Consider the following 14,580-nt stretch of genomic DNA (forward strand, 5'->3'; position numbering starts at 1 on the left):
TGCCCCTCTCGTGGTGTTGTGCCTATTCTGTCCGTGACCGCAGGCTGTCGATCAGTTCACGTTCGACATTCAGGTGTTTGCCTGCCGCGTCAAGCGTGCGATGGTCCAGATGCTGCGGATCAAGATCAACCCCCTTGGCCAGAGTCTTTGCCACCGCGTCCAGTGCGGCAATGCGGGCGTATTTCTTGTGATTGGCCGGAATCAAGGTCCAGGGGGCGATCCGGGTCGAGGTTTTGGCAAACATTTCGTTTACCGCCTCCTCGGTTTCGCTCCAGCGGGCGCGATTGCGAAAATCCTCATAGGTCAACTTCCACCTTTTGAGCGGGTTGCGGAGCCGTTCTTCGAACCGCCGCATCTGCTCGTCCGGCGAGATATGGAAGAACAGCTTGACGATCCGGGTGCCGTCATCAATCAGCATCCGCTCGAACTCGTTGATCTCGCGGTAGGCCGCCCGCCATCGGTGTTCGGGCGTCAAATGTTCGATCCGCTCGACCATGACCCGGCCGTACCAGCTGCGATCAAAGGCGCTGATCGCGCCTTCGGGCGGCAGACGTTCCCAGAATCTCAACAGGTAATGGCGATTGAGATAGTAGTTGCGCGGCGCCCCGACCGGCCAGACCTTGAAACTGCGCGGATCAAGCGCCTGGCTGATCCGGCGAATGGCGCCCCCCTTGCCTGCTGCATCCCACCCCTCGAATACCAGAACGGCCTTGTGCCCGTGAAAAAGGTAAGCCTGCTGGATGCGTGACAGTTTCAACTGCAACTTTGCCAACTGATCCAGGTACCGGGCCTTGGGGATCGTCAGTGTCAGATCCGCATCAGTCAGGCTGAGTGTCTGTTTCGCTTTCATCGTCCGCCTTGCGCCTTTGGCGCGTTTCCGCGGCCCAGTCTTTGCGCCCTGCGCCCGGAAATCAAGTGTCGAGCGCCCGTAACCGACGGTTATCTGGGTCATAGGGGCTGACCGGGATGACCCGAGCAGGAACATCCAACCCGATGATATCAATACTCACGGCGGTTCCGACGGCTGCTTGCTCTGGCAGCACATAAGCCAGTGCCAGGTTCAGGCCCGTCCGATGCCCCCAATCGCCCGAGGTTACAGCGCCCACCACCCTGCCCGCCACCATGACGCTGGCGCCTGCATGGGCCGGGGCCATGTCCGTTTCCACCGCGAGTGTGACAAGTTGCCTGCGTTCCGCCGATCCGAGTCTCGCCATCAAAGCGTGTTTGCCCAGGAACGCCTTGTCCAGATCCACGAACCGGCCAAGCCCCGCCTCAAATGGATCGAACTCGGTGATCAGATCCGCCTTCCAGTGAAGATAGCCTTTTTCAAGACGCATCGATTCTATGGCGCGAGAACCGAAAAGGCACATGTCATGTTCGGCACCGGCAGCACGTAACGCGCGCCAGACCGACAGACTCTGCGATATGGGAACATGGATCTCAAACGCTTCCTCGCCCGAGTAGCTGACCGCCATAACAACCGCCGCCGCGATACCGACATGAGCGCGCCGAACCGATAACCAGGGAAAGGCGGAGGCTGACCAATCGCCCCGCGCCACCGACCCCAAAACAGCGCGCGCCTTGGGACCTGCAAGGAGAAGTATGGTCATCTCGTTGGTCAAGGCGCGCAAGGAAACATTGCCATCCTTGGGCAGATGTGCCGACAACCAATCGAAATCGTGCCACTCGGCCGCTGCGGCAGATCCATACCAGATCGTATCTTCGTCCAGCCAGGCCAGCGTTGCCTCGGATTTGATGCAACCCTTGTCATTGAGCAGATAGGTCAACCCGACCCGCCCTGCGCGTCGCGGCAATTTTCCACAGACGAGCCCGTCCAGCCATTCCCGCGCCCCAGACCCGGTGATCTCGATCCGGTTAAACCCGTTGACTTCCGTCAGGCCAACACCGGATTGCACCGCGGCAACGTCCCGTGCGAGAACATCGAACGTTTCGTTGAACCGGAAATCATGGGTTTCCTTGAACGCCGCGTCAGGGCGGATATAGGCCAGCCGCTCCCATCCGTTCACCACGTCGAACACCGCGCCTTCGGCTTCCAGCACCGGATAGAGCGGCGTCGTCTTTACTGGCCGTCCCGCCGGGCGATGTTCGTGCGGGAAATGGAACCGGAACTCGTTCTGATAGTCCTCGATCGCCTTCAGCGCAGTCAGTTCGGCGGTCCCGTGGGCCGTGAAACGGCGCGGATCCAGTATCCAGGTATCGTAACAGGCCTCGCCATGCACGATCATCTGCGCCAGCAGCCAGCCATGGCCGCCGCCTTCGCCCAAGCCGGCGCGCAGCCCAATGATGCAGAACGCATTGCGCTTGCCAGGGACCGGCCCCACCAAGGGCGCCCCGTCGATCGTATAGGTGATCGGGCCATTGATGACGGTGTGAATGCCCACTTCTCCCAACGCGGGAATGCGCGCCACGGCCCCTTCGAACACGTCTGCCACCCGGTCCAAATCGTCCGGGCAAAGCGCATTGACGAAATGCGGGTCAATGCCGTCCATGCCCCAGGTTCGGCACTTCTGTTCGTAGAAGCCGACCAGCAACCCGTTCTTTTCCTGGCGGCAATAGAAATCGTCAATCGGACAGCGGATCAGCGGCATCCGGTGACCTGCGTCGCGAATGGCCGGGATTTCCTCGGTCAGCAAGTACTGATGCTCCATCGAGGCCACCGGATGATGCACGCCCATCATCGCGCCCACCTCGTTCACCCGATAACCGCAGGCGTTCACCACGATTTCGACGTGGATATCGCCATGGGGCGTGCTGACGATCCAGCTGTCGTCAGGCAATTGCCGCAGGGCGGTCACCGGTGTCTGGCGATGCACCTCGGCCCCCGCTTTGCGGGCCCGCCGAACCAGCGCCTGACACAGCTGCGCCGGGTCGATATCGCCATCCAGCGGATCCCACAGCCCGCCCAGCAGGTTACCTTGGGTGATCAGCGGATGACGCCGCGCACATTCTACGGCGTCGATCACCTCGAACTCCACCCCCATGCCCCGCGCCATCGAGGCAAAGTGGCGATAACCCTCCATGACCCGTTCGGTATTGGCCAGACGGATGCCGCCATCGCCATGGTGATAGGTGATCGGATAGTCCGGGTCCTCGGCCAGTTCCTTGTAGAGCCGGATCGAATAAGATTTCAGCCCCACCATGGTCTGGTTCATGCCGAAATTGGTCACCTGCGCCGCCGAATGCCAGGTGGTGCCCGAGGTCAATTCGTTCCGCTCCAACAGCATCACATCCGACCAGCCCTCCTGCGTCAGATGATAGAGCGTCGAACAGCCAGCGATGCCGCCCCCGATCACCACGACTCGTGCCGATGTCCGCATGAAGCCCTCCCGCGTTTTGCGTCAGGGAACAGGCGGCGCTGATTTCCGTCAATCGAAGAGGCGCGGATTTGCAAAGAGCGCATGTTGTTTCGGAAAAACGAAACCTCATGGCTTCTTTCTGGTTTGAAATACGCTGGGATAGAGCTTCAAAATGAAAAGGCCGGGGAAAATCCCCGGCCCTTCGATCAATTCAGAACCTGTCAGGCGCGGCGGCGGCGGCTTCCGGCGCGGCCACCCCGGCCCCGACCTTCCTCGCCCTCGGCTGCGGGCGGTTTGTTGAACCGGATCCATTCGGCGCCGTGGGCGTCGTTGTTGGTCAGCAGATTGGCAGCGCGGATGGCCTCCATCTCCTTGCCCGCGCGCGGCAGGGTCGAGCCCAGGCCGAACAGGGTCACAAAGGTCTCGTCATCCATGCCCTCGGGCAGGATGATGCCAGCAGCGGCCACGGCTTCTTTCTTTTCCGCAATCGCTTTTTGAGTGATCGGCAGCGCCACCGGGTTCATGATCGCGCTGGTCATGCCCGCACCCATCGCCATCGGCAGGAAGGCGTTGTTGATGCCGTGCCGGTTGGGCAGGCCGAACGAAATGTTGGAGGCGCCGCAGGTGGTGTTCACGCCCAGTTCCTCGCGCAGGCGACGCACCAGGGCAAACACCTGCTGACCGGCGGTGGCCATGGCACCGATCGGCATCACCAAAGGATCAACCACGATGTCATGGGCCGGGATGCCGAAATCGGCCGCGCGTTCCACGATCTTCTTGGCGACGGCAAAACGCACGTCCGGGTCTTCGGAGATGCCGGTGTCGTCGTTCGAGATCGCCACAACCGGCACGTTGTATTTCTTGACCAGCGGCAGGATATGCTCCAGACGCTCTTCCTCGCCGGTGACCGAGTTCAACAGCGGACGACCCTCACAGGCCTCCAGACCGGCCTCGAGCGCACCCGGCACCGAGCTGTCGATGCAGAGCGGCACGTCGACCAGCCCCTGCACCAGCTCGACGATCTTGCGCATCAGCGGCGGTTCGGTCTCGTTCGGGTTGGGGTTGGAGTTATAGACAACACCCGCGTTGATATCGAGAACGGTGGCCCCGGCGGCAACCTGGGCGATGGCGTCCTTTTCCACGGTAGAGAAATCGCCCGCTTCCAGCTCGGCGGCCAGCTTCTTGCGGCCCGTGGGGTTGATCCGCTCGCCGATCACGCAGAACGGCTGGTCAAAGCCGATGATCGCGGTTTTTGTTTTGCTTTCAACGATGGTGCGGGTCATGTCTGGCCTTTCAGGTCGGGTTTACGGGGCGGGTGCTGGCACCGCCGTTATTGATCGCCCAGGTGGCATTGGTCTTGATGCCGCCCAGCGGGAAGAAGTGCACGTTGGTGATGTTGAAATCGGGATTGGCGGCCTTGTGGGCGGCCAGCTCGGTCACGACATCATTGGGTTCATAGGGCAGCAGCAGCTTGGACACGTCCATCGCGCGCTTTTGCAGCACTTTCAGCGAGGGGCCGACGCCGCAGGCGATGGCGAACTTGATCAGGGTCTGCAATTTGGCAGGACCTGCAATACCGATATGGATCGGCAGGTCGATACCGGCGGCCTTGAGCCCGTTGGCCCAGGCGATGATCGGCTTGGCCTCAAAGCAGAACTGGGTGGCCAGCGCCATCTGGGCGTCGGTGGTCTCGCTGAACTTCTGTTTCCAGCGCAGCGCGTCCATCACGTTGGCATCGCCGCCCTTGGGATCGATATCCTTGTTGCCCTCGGGGTGGCCTGCGACGTGCAGACGCTTGAACCCTGCCTTGTCAAAGAGGCCGGTTTCCATCATCTGCATCGAGCAGTGGAACTCCCCATGCGGCTCTGCCACACCACCGGCCAGCAAGAGCGCCTGCTCGACCCCGGCCTCGCCCTGGTACATGGCGATCCAGTTTTCCAGCGTCTTGGCATCCTTGATGATACGCGCCGGGAAGTGCGGCATGACCGGGTAGCCCTCGGCGGCCAGCCGCTTGGCGGTTGCCACCATGTCCTCGATGGGCGTGCCCTCGATATGGGCAATGTACACCCGGGTGCCAGCGGGCAGCAGGGCGCGGAAATCCTCGACCTTTTCCGCAGTGCGCGGCATCACCTCGATCGAGTAATCCTTGAGAAAGGCCTCGACGGTGGGGTTCACGGGGCCGTTTTCGACCGTCTCGCGTTTCTTGAAGTTCAGCAAAGCCATCGCGGCCTCCCATATGCTCTTCGGGCTCATGCCCAACCGTCGTTTGCGATCAGCGCCTTTATGCGCTCGCGATCGTATTCCCGTTCCAGACGCTGGGCCTCGGCCTCGACGATCTCTGCCGGGTCGCCGGCGACCTCGTAGGGCTCGGCCTTGCGCCACTCGGCCAGGTAGGCATCGGTGTCCTGCGCGCCCACCTTCATCGCGGCGCGGTCGATGGCCTGCTCGAACCGTTCCTCCAGCTGACGCTTGGCGCCGCGGCGGCCCTTGCCGACAATGACCTGTGCCGGGATATCCCGCCAATAGACGATGGTGACCTCGGGCATACCGTCGATTCCTCCTGATCCGGTGAGCCGGTTCTAGCTGGCAATATGGGGCGGGAGAGGTCCGATTTCGACACGTGCGCACGTTACAGCGACCTTTGTCGTTTTCGGACCTTCCGCGTGTTCGACGTGCAATAGCAAGGAACGCCGGACATGGCTTGCCCGAATTCTTCACCAAGATGATGAGGACCGGTCATGTCGGAAAAAGAAACCCCGGAAACGACACGGTTCCCGGGGTCGATTGCGTCAAATGGAAACGCTCAGCCTACGAGGCCGCCATCCTCGCGCGTGACCACGATGATGGCCGAGCGCGGCACGCTGTCGCCCCCATCTGGCCAGTGGCTGTTGCCCTCTTCGCCCGGGTGCTGAACCCCCACGAACATGGCGCGGCGGTCGCCCGACCAGCAAAGGCCGGTGATCTCGGCCTCGCGCGGGCCGACCAGGAAGCGGCGGATTTCGCCCGTCACCGGATCGCCTGCCAGCATCTGGTTGTTGCCCTGACCGGCAAAATCACCCTCGTTGGAGTACTTGCCGTCGGTCTGGATCCAGAGCAGCCCGTTGCTGTCAAAGGCCAGCCCGTCGGGCGAGTTGAACATGTTGCCCGCATTGACGTTTCCTGACCCCGCATAGGCATCGGAATGCACCGTCGGGTTGCCCGCCAGCACGAAGAGATCCCAGTCGAACCCTTCTGCGGTATGGTCGCCGCCTTCGGGGCGCCAGCGTACGATCTGGCCATAATTGTTCTTTTCGCGCGGGTTCGGCCCCTCGGCCGGGGTGTCGTCGCCGCCCTTGTTCGGCTTGACGCCCCGGTTTTTGTTGTTGGTCAGCGCGCAATAGACCTCGTCCGCGTTCGGATTGGCAGTGACCCATTCGGGGCGGTCCATGGTGGTGGCGCCCAGCTTCGAGGCGGCGATCCGGGTGTGAATGCAAATCTCGGCCTGAGACATGCCGGTGGCCTCGGGCGTCAGCGCCAGCCACATGCCCTTGCCCGATGCGTCGAACTTGGCCGCGTAGAGCGTGCCGTTTTCCATCAGTTCGTCGGTATCGACACCGGCAGCATAGACCCCGTTCGAAACATAGCGGTAAAGGAACTCGCCCCGCTCGTCATCGCCCATATAGATCACCAGACGCCCGTCGCTGTTGACGACGCATTCGGCATTCTCGTGCTTGAACCGGCCCAGCGCGGTGCGCTTCTTGGGGGTCGAGTTCGGGTCGCGCGGATCGATCTCGACCACGTAACCAGCGCGATTGGGTTCGTTGGAGTTCCTGGCCACTTCGAAGCGGTCATCGACCCGCGCCCAGCCATAGCCCCAGTCCTTGGCCGAAACGCCATAGCGGTTCAGTTCAGGGGAAACCTCGTGTGCCTCGTCGACGGCCGAGAAATAGCCGTTGAAGTTTTCCTCGCAGGCCAGATAGGTGCCCCATGGGGTCTTGCCCGAACCACAGTTGTTCCAAGTGCCAAAGGTCACCGTGCCGGTTGGATCGGCGGCGGTCTTCATCAGGTCGTGGCCGGCGGCGGGGCCGGTCAGCACCATCTCGGTGCGCGGCGTGATGCGGCGGTTATAGGGGCTGTCGGTGACAACCTGCCACCGGCTGCCATCATGGGCCAGCTCGACCACGGTCACGCCATGGGCCAGCATGCCCTTTTCGACATCGTCATCGGTCTCGGCCTTACCCTCGGCCCGATTGCCCCAGATGATCTCGCGGTTGGTGTATTCGTTGTTCACCACCAGCAGCGTGCGGCCCTGGTGATGGAACACCTCCATCCCGTCGGTATTGTCGCCAAAGGCGCGGGCCTGGCTGGTAGCGGTGCCGCGCGTGGTCTGGTCGAACACCACCCCGTCCGACCACAGCGGATCGGCCCAGCGGACCAGAATTTCGGCCTTGTACCCCTGCGGCACCACGATCTCGTCTGCGGTCGAGGCGGCAACCTCCTCAAATGCGAACCGGTCGCCCGCAGCTTTAGCTCCACGCGGCAGAACCGCACCGCCAAGGGCGGCGAACCCGCCCATGGCCAGCACGCCGCCCAGGAAGCCACGACGCGACAGCGCCTCTTCGACCACCTGGTCGAAATCGCAATCTTCGGGGCGCGGGTTCACCGCCTCGTCAAATTCGTCGAATGTCAGGGGGCGGTCGTTTTTCATAGCGTGCTCCATGGCTTGCCAGCAGAATCCGTTCCGGCGCACAGGCCGGCTTTCGGGGATGCAGTCGCATGGCTGTGTTAAACCTATATGACGGTTCTGCCGCTGGGCGCAGTGAATTCTCTTGCGCCCCGTCTGATCGGATCCTAGGTTCAAGGTAACACGAAATCGGAGGGCGTGACATCATGACGCCCAAGCGTCCCACAGGTGCGGGCGCGTTCCCGAAAGCGGTCGAAAGCCCCGCGCCGAACAGGCCGGATCCGGACGCCCTCTATGCGGCGCTCGATCTTGGTACAAACAGTTGCCGCATGCTGATTGCCCAGCCCAAGGGCAGCGGGTTCCATGTGGTAGACAGCTTTTCCAAATCCGTTCAGCTCGGTGCCGGGCTTGAGCGCACTGAAAGGTTGTCCAGAATCTCGATGGACCGGACGATCCAGGCCCTGCGTATCTGCCAGCAGAAGATCAAGCGCAACAAGGTGCGCCGTATGCGTCTGGTCGCCACCGAGGCCTGCCGCAGGGCCCGCAACGCGCGCGAATTCATCCGCGATGTCAAGCGCGAGACCGGTCTGACGCTTGAGATCATCCAGCCCGAGGAAGAAGCCCGGCTGGCGGTGATCTCTTGCGCGCCTCTGGTCTCGACCAAGACGGAACAGTTACTTGTCGTAGATATCGGCGGCGGTTCTACCGAGCTTGTGTGGATCGACCTGAAATCGGTGCCGCGCCGCGACCGGCCATCAGCCATCATGCGCCTGCATGCGGGGTTCCACCCCTCGGAAAGCCCGTTCCCTGCCGCTAAGGTGATCGACTGGATCAGCGTGCCGCTCGGCGTCGCCACGCTGCGTGACCAGTTCAACGATGTCGAGGATGATGCCGCCCGCTTTGCGCTGATGAGTTGGTTCTTTGAAGAGCAATTGGCCGATTTCGTCCCCTATCGAAACGAACCCACACGCGAGCGGTTCCAGATCGTGGGCACCAGCGGAACGGTGACCACCGTCGCGGCAAGCCATCTGGGGCTGAAACGCTATGACCGGACCAAGGTCGACGGGCTGCGCATGACCAGCGAGCAGATCGACAAGGTGATCCGTACCTATCTGGACCTTGGCCCGCAGGGCCGCCGCCGCGACCCGCGTATCGGCGAAGACCGGCATGCACTGATCATGTCCGGTTCGGCCATCCTTCAGGCACTGCTTAGATGCTGGCCGACAAACCGGCTGTCGGTGGCTGACCGGGGCCTGCGCGAAGGACTTCTTTATGCGCAAATGAGCGCGGATGGGGTTTTGGAGGATGGTCCGTTCTGAGGTAACGCGCAGTCTTTCCCGGTCCGGGATGCGACCGGGTTCGCCTGTTTGCGTGCAACGGATGCCAAGATGAAACCTCAGATTCTGTCGACACTGCCAGGGTATACGAAAGGGGCCTTCGCCGCAGACCTTGGTGCGGGCCTGACCGTTGCGATGGTCGCGGTCCCCCTTAGCCTGGCAATTGCAATCGCCTCTGGCGCATCGCCGTCCTCGGGTTTGGTGACGGCTTGTGTCGCCGGATTCCTCATATCGTTGCTTGGCGGCAGCCATGTTCAGATCGGTGGGCCGACCGGCGCATTCATAGTGGTGGTCTATGGGGTCATCGCGGCACACGGGTTCGACGGCTTGGTCTTGGCCACGTTAATGGCGGGCGCAATTCTGGTGGTTGCGGGTTTCCTCAAGGCGGGCAACCTCATCGCATTGGTGCCCGAACCTGTCGTCACCGGCTTTACCATAGGTATCGCGGTGATCATCGCAACCAGCCAGATCGGCGATCTGCTGGGGATGACGACACCAGAGATGCCAGCGGCGTTCCTGCCAAAGCTTCAAACCCTCTGGGAGGCCCGCGACACCGCCGATTGGAGCAGTTTCGCAATCGGCGTTCTCTCTATCCTGATGATTGCGGTGTTGCGCGCCCGCTATCCCCGGTTTCCGGGTCTGATCCTCGCCATCGGGGCCGTTTCGGTATTGACCGTTCTGACTCACCTGCCCGTCGAAACCATCCAGTCCAGGTTCGGTGACATCCCCCGTGGCTTGCCTGTGCCGAAACTGCCCGAACTCTCATACGCGCGCATCGTCGAGTTACTACCATCGGCATTTGTCATCGCTTTCCTTGCGGGGGTAGAGTCGCTGCTTTCGGCCCTGGTTGCGGACCGGATGATCGGCGCGCGCCATCGTCCGAATGCCGAGATCCTGGCGCAAGGTGCGGCAAACCTGGGGTCAGCCTTGTTCGGCGGCCTTCCAGCGACCGGAGCCATCGCACGGACAGCGACCAACATCCGGGCCGGCGGGCGTACCCCTGTGGCCGGGCTGGTGCATGCGGTAACTGTCCTTTCGGTACTGGTCTTTGCCGGTGATCTTGTTGGTCAACTTGCCTTGCCCGCCTTGGCGGGTTTGCTGATCCTCACGGCATGGAACATGAGCGAGCCTCACAAATGGCGTGGCTACCTGAGTGGTTCCCGTTCTGATATGGTTCTCATGTTCCTCACCTTGCTGCTCACGGTGTTTGCCGATCTGACCGTGGCCATCGGCGTCGGTGTTTCCGTGGGTTTGGCCCTGCGCCTGCGTCGGCGCAAGGTGCCGCCCGCCGATTGGTCGCCCCCGGACAGGTAACAAGTGCCTTTCCCGCTTGCCTCAACCGGGGCAAGCCGCTATCTCGACTTGCCTATCCGACAGGAGCGCACCATGGCCAAGAATACATCCGGACGCGGACAGCGTGACCTTAAAGTCAAGGTAAAGACCGCGCGCGGGCGTAAACTCAGCTCGACGCGCTGGCTGCAACGGCAGTTGAACGATCCTTACGTGAAACGTGCGCAGGCCGAAGGGTATCGTGGGCGCGCGGCATTCAAGATCCTGGAGCTTGACGACAAGTTCCGGTTTCTGGTGCCCGGCGCCCGGATCGTGGACTTGGGTTGCGCACCGGGCGGTTGGTGCCAGGTTGCGGTGAAACGGGTCAATGCCCTGGGCGAAAAGACCGGCAAGCGGATCGGAACCGTTCTGGGTATAGACCTGCAAGAGGTCGAACCCATTGCCGGTGCAGAACTCTATCAGCTTGATTTCCTGTCCGAGGGCGCCGACGAACAGATCAAGGAATGGTTGGGCGGCAAGGCCGACGTGGTCATGTCGGACATGGCAGCGGCCTCTTCCGGGCACAAGCAGACCGACCACCTGCGCATCATCTCGCTGTGCGAGGCGGCGGCGTACTTGGCCTTTGACATTCTGGAAGAGGGCGGCACATTCGTCGCCAAGGTTCTGGCGGGCGGCGCCGAGGGCGAGCTGCAAAAACTGCTGAAGCAGAAATTCACCAAGGTTGCGAATGTGAAACCGCCAGCTTCCCGGTCGGACAGTTCCGAGAAATTCGTGGTGGCCACCGGGTTTCGGGGCTAACCCGGCAACGGTTTCCAGCGGGCCCGATTTTTCGGTGCACGTGCGTTCATGTGCTGGATATCCTGGATGGCTGTCGCCAAGGTGTGGGGACGCAGCGAAGCAAAGGCCCTGCGTTGCAACTGGGCTTCGTCCACCGAGGACAGATCAAAGGCCCCGGCGCGCAGCCGCGTGGCTGTTTCGTCGGACGCCGTCTGCTGTCGCAACAATTCGAACAGCATCGCGTGGCGCATTGGCAAAGGATCTGTTGGCATGGCAACCCTCTGGCAGCATGGGGCAGAACCACCCCGAGCCGTCATCCTGCCCGCCGGATGCGCCGATCCGATGGCCCGCATGTGGCGGTTCTGCGGCGAGGTCAGGGGCCGAGGCGCATTGATAGCTGCCGCAATCTGGGATCTTCGGGTAACACGCTCAAGGCCTGCCGCAACAGGCGTCTTGCTGCGTCACGCCCTTCGGTCAGTTCGGTCACTTCGATCAGTATCGGCCAGGCTTCGGCGCGCTGCGGGTCCATCTCGACCACCTCGCGGAACGCACGCGCAGCTGCCGGCATGTTGCGCAGCCTAAGGGCCATGCCCCCAAGGACAAGATGGGTTTCAGGAAAGTCGAGGCGCGTTGCCAGGGATCTCTGCAACTCCCCTGCCCCTTCGCGCCAAATCGCCGCCTGGCTGCGTGTCAACGCACCCTGAGGCAAGTCGATCAATTCTTTGGCTGCCGCGATACGCACCGCCTTGAGCGGGTCCTGCAACAGCGGGATCAGCCGCATTGCGCGGGCTTCAGGCGACAGCGGCCGCTGCATAGCAACGGCGCCCGCCCGTACAAGCGGATCGGGGTCGGCCAGCAACGGTGCCAGCAGCTCGGCATCGTCGGCGGTCAGCGCCGGCTGAAGCAGGAACAAGGCCGTCGCCCGCACGATTCCCGGTTGCCCGTCGTCCAGCGCCAGCGTCACCAGATCGCCAGCAGCGGCACCTGGATCCCGCGTTGCGCGGGCAAGGACCTGTCCATAATGCGGCCCCCGTCGATCGCTGTCGGGAAACCATTCCCCAATCTTCTTTGCGGCCCAATCCTGGTCCTTGTCCGAATGGCAATCGGTGCAGGCGTCCGGCCCGCCGGTTTCCGCCCCCAAATCCGGGCGCGGAATACGAAAGGAGTGATCGCGCCGCCCGTCAATGCCCATATATGTCCGTTCGATCATGTGGCAGCTCTTGCACTGCGCACCGTCACTGTCCGGGGCGTGTTGGGTGTGCAGGGGAGTGTCGTACTCGGCCAGCCTCAGGTTGGGGAAAGCGGGATTGCCTGCCGGTGAATGGCATTGGGTGCAAACAGCGTTTCCCTCGGCCTTCAGGGTGGCCCCGTGCGGTTCGTGACAGTTCACGCAAGACACACCACGCGCATACATCCGCGATTGCAGGAAGGAGCCGTAGACATAGACTTCGTCCAGTATCTGACCATCGGCGTGGTAAAGACCAGGGCGCAGCAGCGACAGCGTATAGGCATCGTGATAGGCGGTCCCCGGCAGCGGATTACCGTCGGCGAGCGGTTCCCGCCGGGAATGGCAGCTCGCGCATTGTTGGATCAAGGTTTCTGACTGCGCCGCATCCAGGGTTACTGTGAACCCAAATGAATCGAGCCCCTCGTCCGGTGCCTTTCCCGTGGTCCATTCGACATGAGCCGATCCCGGGCCGTGACAGGCTTCGCAGCCGACACCGATTTCAGCCATGCGAGGTTCATAGCGCTGGCTTTGCGGTCGGTAGTTTCGGCTGTAACCTGTTGCATGGCATTCAGCGCACCGGGCATTCCAGTTCTTGTAGGGCCCGGTCCAGTGCAAGCCGTCATCCGGCGGCAAGTCCTGGTCAGGATAAAGCGGATACCACTGTCGCCGGGCCACATCCCAGACCAGATCAAAACTCTGCTGCCGTCCCGGTTCGGTTTCGAAAAGGTATTGCTGAAGCGGAGCGATACCCGCGACGGAATGCAGCCGAAAATCCGTGACCGACCCGTCTGCCTCGGTCACCGTGGCGAAGTACTCTGCGCCCTCGCGACGGAACCTCGCACTCATGCCCCCATGGCTGAATTCCGTTCCTTCAAAATCGGCCAGAACGGTATCCGGCCCCGGTTCTGTCCAGGCCAGAGCATGATGCGAGCCAGACCAGGCGGCTGCCTCCTCGGTGTGGCAGCCGGTGCAGGCGGCGCTGCCCACGTAATCCGGCGCCTGGGCCAGGACCGGGGCCGCGAGCCAGACAAGAAGGCAAGACAGTCGCAGCATGAATACCCTTTCAGACGATCGAATCCGCGTCGTCATTCGCCCTTAGATCGATAAGAGCGCCGTTGAACTCTGCCCCTAGGATCAGGATCGCGGCATTAAGATATAGGAAAATCAGTGCCGCCATAGCCCCGGCAAGACCGGCATAGGTCGCGCTATAAGCGGAAAACTCGGAGATGTAGATTGAAAAGCCCCAGCCGCAAACCGCCCAAAGCAAGAGGGTCAGAAGCACGCCCGGCAGAATCTGAATCAGGGAGTGACGCTTGGCCGGCAGTATCGCGTGGCAGATCAGCACGCCACCCGCAGGCATCGCGACGATGAAGATCCAGCTCAGGCGCTCGACAGATAACCAGTCCGGCGCCTCGCCCGGCAGGGCCTGGGTGACCAGATTGGTATAGATCGGCATGACCACTTCCATGGCGGCAACCGCCATGACAATGGCACCACCCCCCACGACCAGCCCGATACACAACAGCCGGGTCTTCCAGAACGGCCGGGTATCGGTATCGTGGTACGCCCGTGACATCGCCTCGCGAACGGCATCCACACCGTTCGAGGCAAAATAGACTGCCAGCACGCCGCCAACGGTCATCACCTTGGAATTGGCACCGTCCAGCACGGCTTTCAACTCTGTCACGATGGGCGCCGCGACCTGATCGGGCCAGGTCCCAAAGATCAGTTCGATCAGATCGTCGGTGACATAGTCTTGGCTCAGGCTGCCAGCCAGGGCCACCGTGAACAGGATAAAGGGAAACAGCGCCATCATCATCGACATGGCGACATGGCTGCTCATGACGAAACCGCTTTTCGTCTGGAACCTTGCCAGCGCCAGCACAAACGCCCGCAGCGGAAACAGGAGCGAGGGATTCGTCAACGTGCTCATTAGGTTACTCTAGTGGTACGTGCTGCCGCCTCATA

General features: G+C 62.0%; 12 protein-coding genes. 3 read left to right on the forward strand and 9 right to left on the reverse strand.

The features are described from left to right. Window positions 1-22: 22 nt before the first annotated feature. The 6 genes from OEZ49_RS05110 to OEZ49_RS05135 form a co-directional block, all read right to left on the reverse strand. The gene (locus OEZ49_RS05110) at window positions 23-952 is read right to left on the reverse strand and encodes a polyphosphate kinase 2 family protein (protein ID WP_263387302.1); all 930 of its coding nucleotides are present in this window, start codon (window positions 950-952) and stop codon (window positions 23-25) included. Next, window positions 912-3,338, reverse strand: coding sequence for a GcvT family protein (locus OEZ49_RS05115; protein ID WP_263387303.1), 2,427 nt, complete (start codon window positions 3,336-3,338; stop codon window positions 912-914). The genes OEZ49_RS05110 and OEZ49_RS05115 overlap by 41 nt, the downstream gene beginning before the upstream one ends. Before the next feature lie 200 nt (window positions 3,339-3,538). Continuing rightward, window positions 3,539-4,600: a methyltetrahydrofolate cobalamin methyltransferase gene (locus tag OEZ49_RS05120; protein WP_263387304.1), complete on the reverse strand. Its 1,062-nt coding sequence runs from the start codon at window positions 4,598-4,600 to the stop codon at window positions 3,539-3,541. A gap of 10 nt (window positions 4,601-4,610) precedes the next feature. Next, window positions 4,611-5,540: a methylenetetrahydrofolate reductase gene (locus tag OEZ49_RS05125; RefSeq protein WP_263387305.1), complete on the reverse strand. Its 930-nt coding sequence runs from the start codon at window positions 5,538-5,540 to the stop codon at window positions 4,611-4,613. Window positions 5,541-5,566: 26 nt separating this feature from the next. Then, window positions 5,567-5,863, reverse strand: coding sequence for a virulence factor (locus tag OEZ49_RS05130; RefSeq protein WP_164126518.1), 297 nt, complete (start codon window positions 5,861-5,863; stop codon window positions 5,567-5,569). Window positions 5,864-6,120: 257 nt separating this feature from the next. Further along, window positions 6,121-8,004, reverse strand: coding sequence for a PhoX family protein (locus OEZ49_RS05135; RefSeq protein WP_263387306.1), 1,884 nt, complete (start codon window positions 8,002-8,004; stop codon window positions 6,121-6,123). A gap of 182 nt (window positions 8,005-8,186) precedes the next feature. Here OEZ49_RS05135 and OEZ49_RS05140 point away from each other — a divergent pair, with 182 nt between their 5' ends. From OEZ49_RS05140 to OEZ49_RS05150, 3 genes are all read left to right on the forward strand, one after another. After that, the gene (locus tag OEZ49_RS05140) at window positions 8,187-9,299 is read left to right on the forward strand and encodes a Ppx/GppA phosphatase family protein (RefSeq protein ID WP_263387307.1); all 1,113 of its coding nucleotides are present in this window, start codon (window positions 8,187-8,189) and stop codon (window positions 9,297-9,299) included. Between the two features lie 69 nt (window positions 9,300-9,368). Beyond that, window positions 9,369-10,631 (forward strand): SulP family inorganic anion transporter, encoded by a 1,263-nt coding sequence (locus OEZ49_RS05145; RefSeq protein WP_263387308.1) that lies wholly within the window; start codon window positions 9,369-9,371, stop codon window positions 10,629-10,631. Window positions 10,632-10,703: 72 nt separating this feature from the next. Continuing rightward, window positions 10,704-11,405, forward strand: a complete 702-nt coding sequence (locus OEZ49_RS05150) for an RlmE family RNA methyltransferase (RefSeq protein WP_164126526.1) — start codon at window positions 10,704-10,706, stop codon at window positions 11,403-11,405. On the opposite strand, the gene OEZ49_RS05155 is transcribed toward OEZ49_RS05150, so the two are convergent. The 3 genes from OEZ49_RS05155 to OEZ49_RS05165 all read right to left on the reverse strand — a co-directional run bounded on the left by OEZ49_RS05155 (window position 11,402) and on the right by OEZ49_RS05165 (window position 14,545). Beyond that, entirely contained in the window at window positions 11,402-11,656 is a 255-nt protein-coding gene (locus OEZ49_RS05155; protein WP_263387309.1) for a hypothetical protein, read from the reverse strand. The two genes, OEZ49_RS05150 and OEZ49_RS05155, sit on opposite strands and share 4 nt — an antisense overlap. 101 nt (window positions 11,657-11,757) lie before the next feature. Continuing rightward, window positions 11,758-13,665 carry a multiheme c-type cytochrome gene (locus OEZ49_RS05160; protein ID WP_263387310.1) on the reverse strand — a complete coding sequence of 636 codons (1,908 nt, stop codon included), beginning with the start codon at window positions 13,663-13,665 and terminating at the stop codon, window positions 11,758-11,760. Between the two features lie 10 nt (window positions 13,666-13,675). After that, the gene (locus OEZ49_RS05165; RefSeq protein WP_263387311.1) at window positions 13,676-14,545 is read right to left on the reverse strand and encodes a YihY/virulence factor BrkB family protein; all 870 of its coding nucleotides are present in this window, start codon (window positions 14,543-14,545) and stop codon (window positions 13,676-13,678) included. Window positions 14,546-14,580: the final 35 nt, after the last annotated feature.

Source organism: Ruegeria marisflavi, from assembly GCF_025673445.1.
Classification (GTDB): Bacteria; Pseudomonadota; Alphaproteobacteria; order Rhodobacterales; family Rhodobacteraceae; genus Ruegeria_B; species Ruegeria_B marisflavi.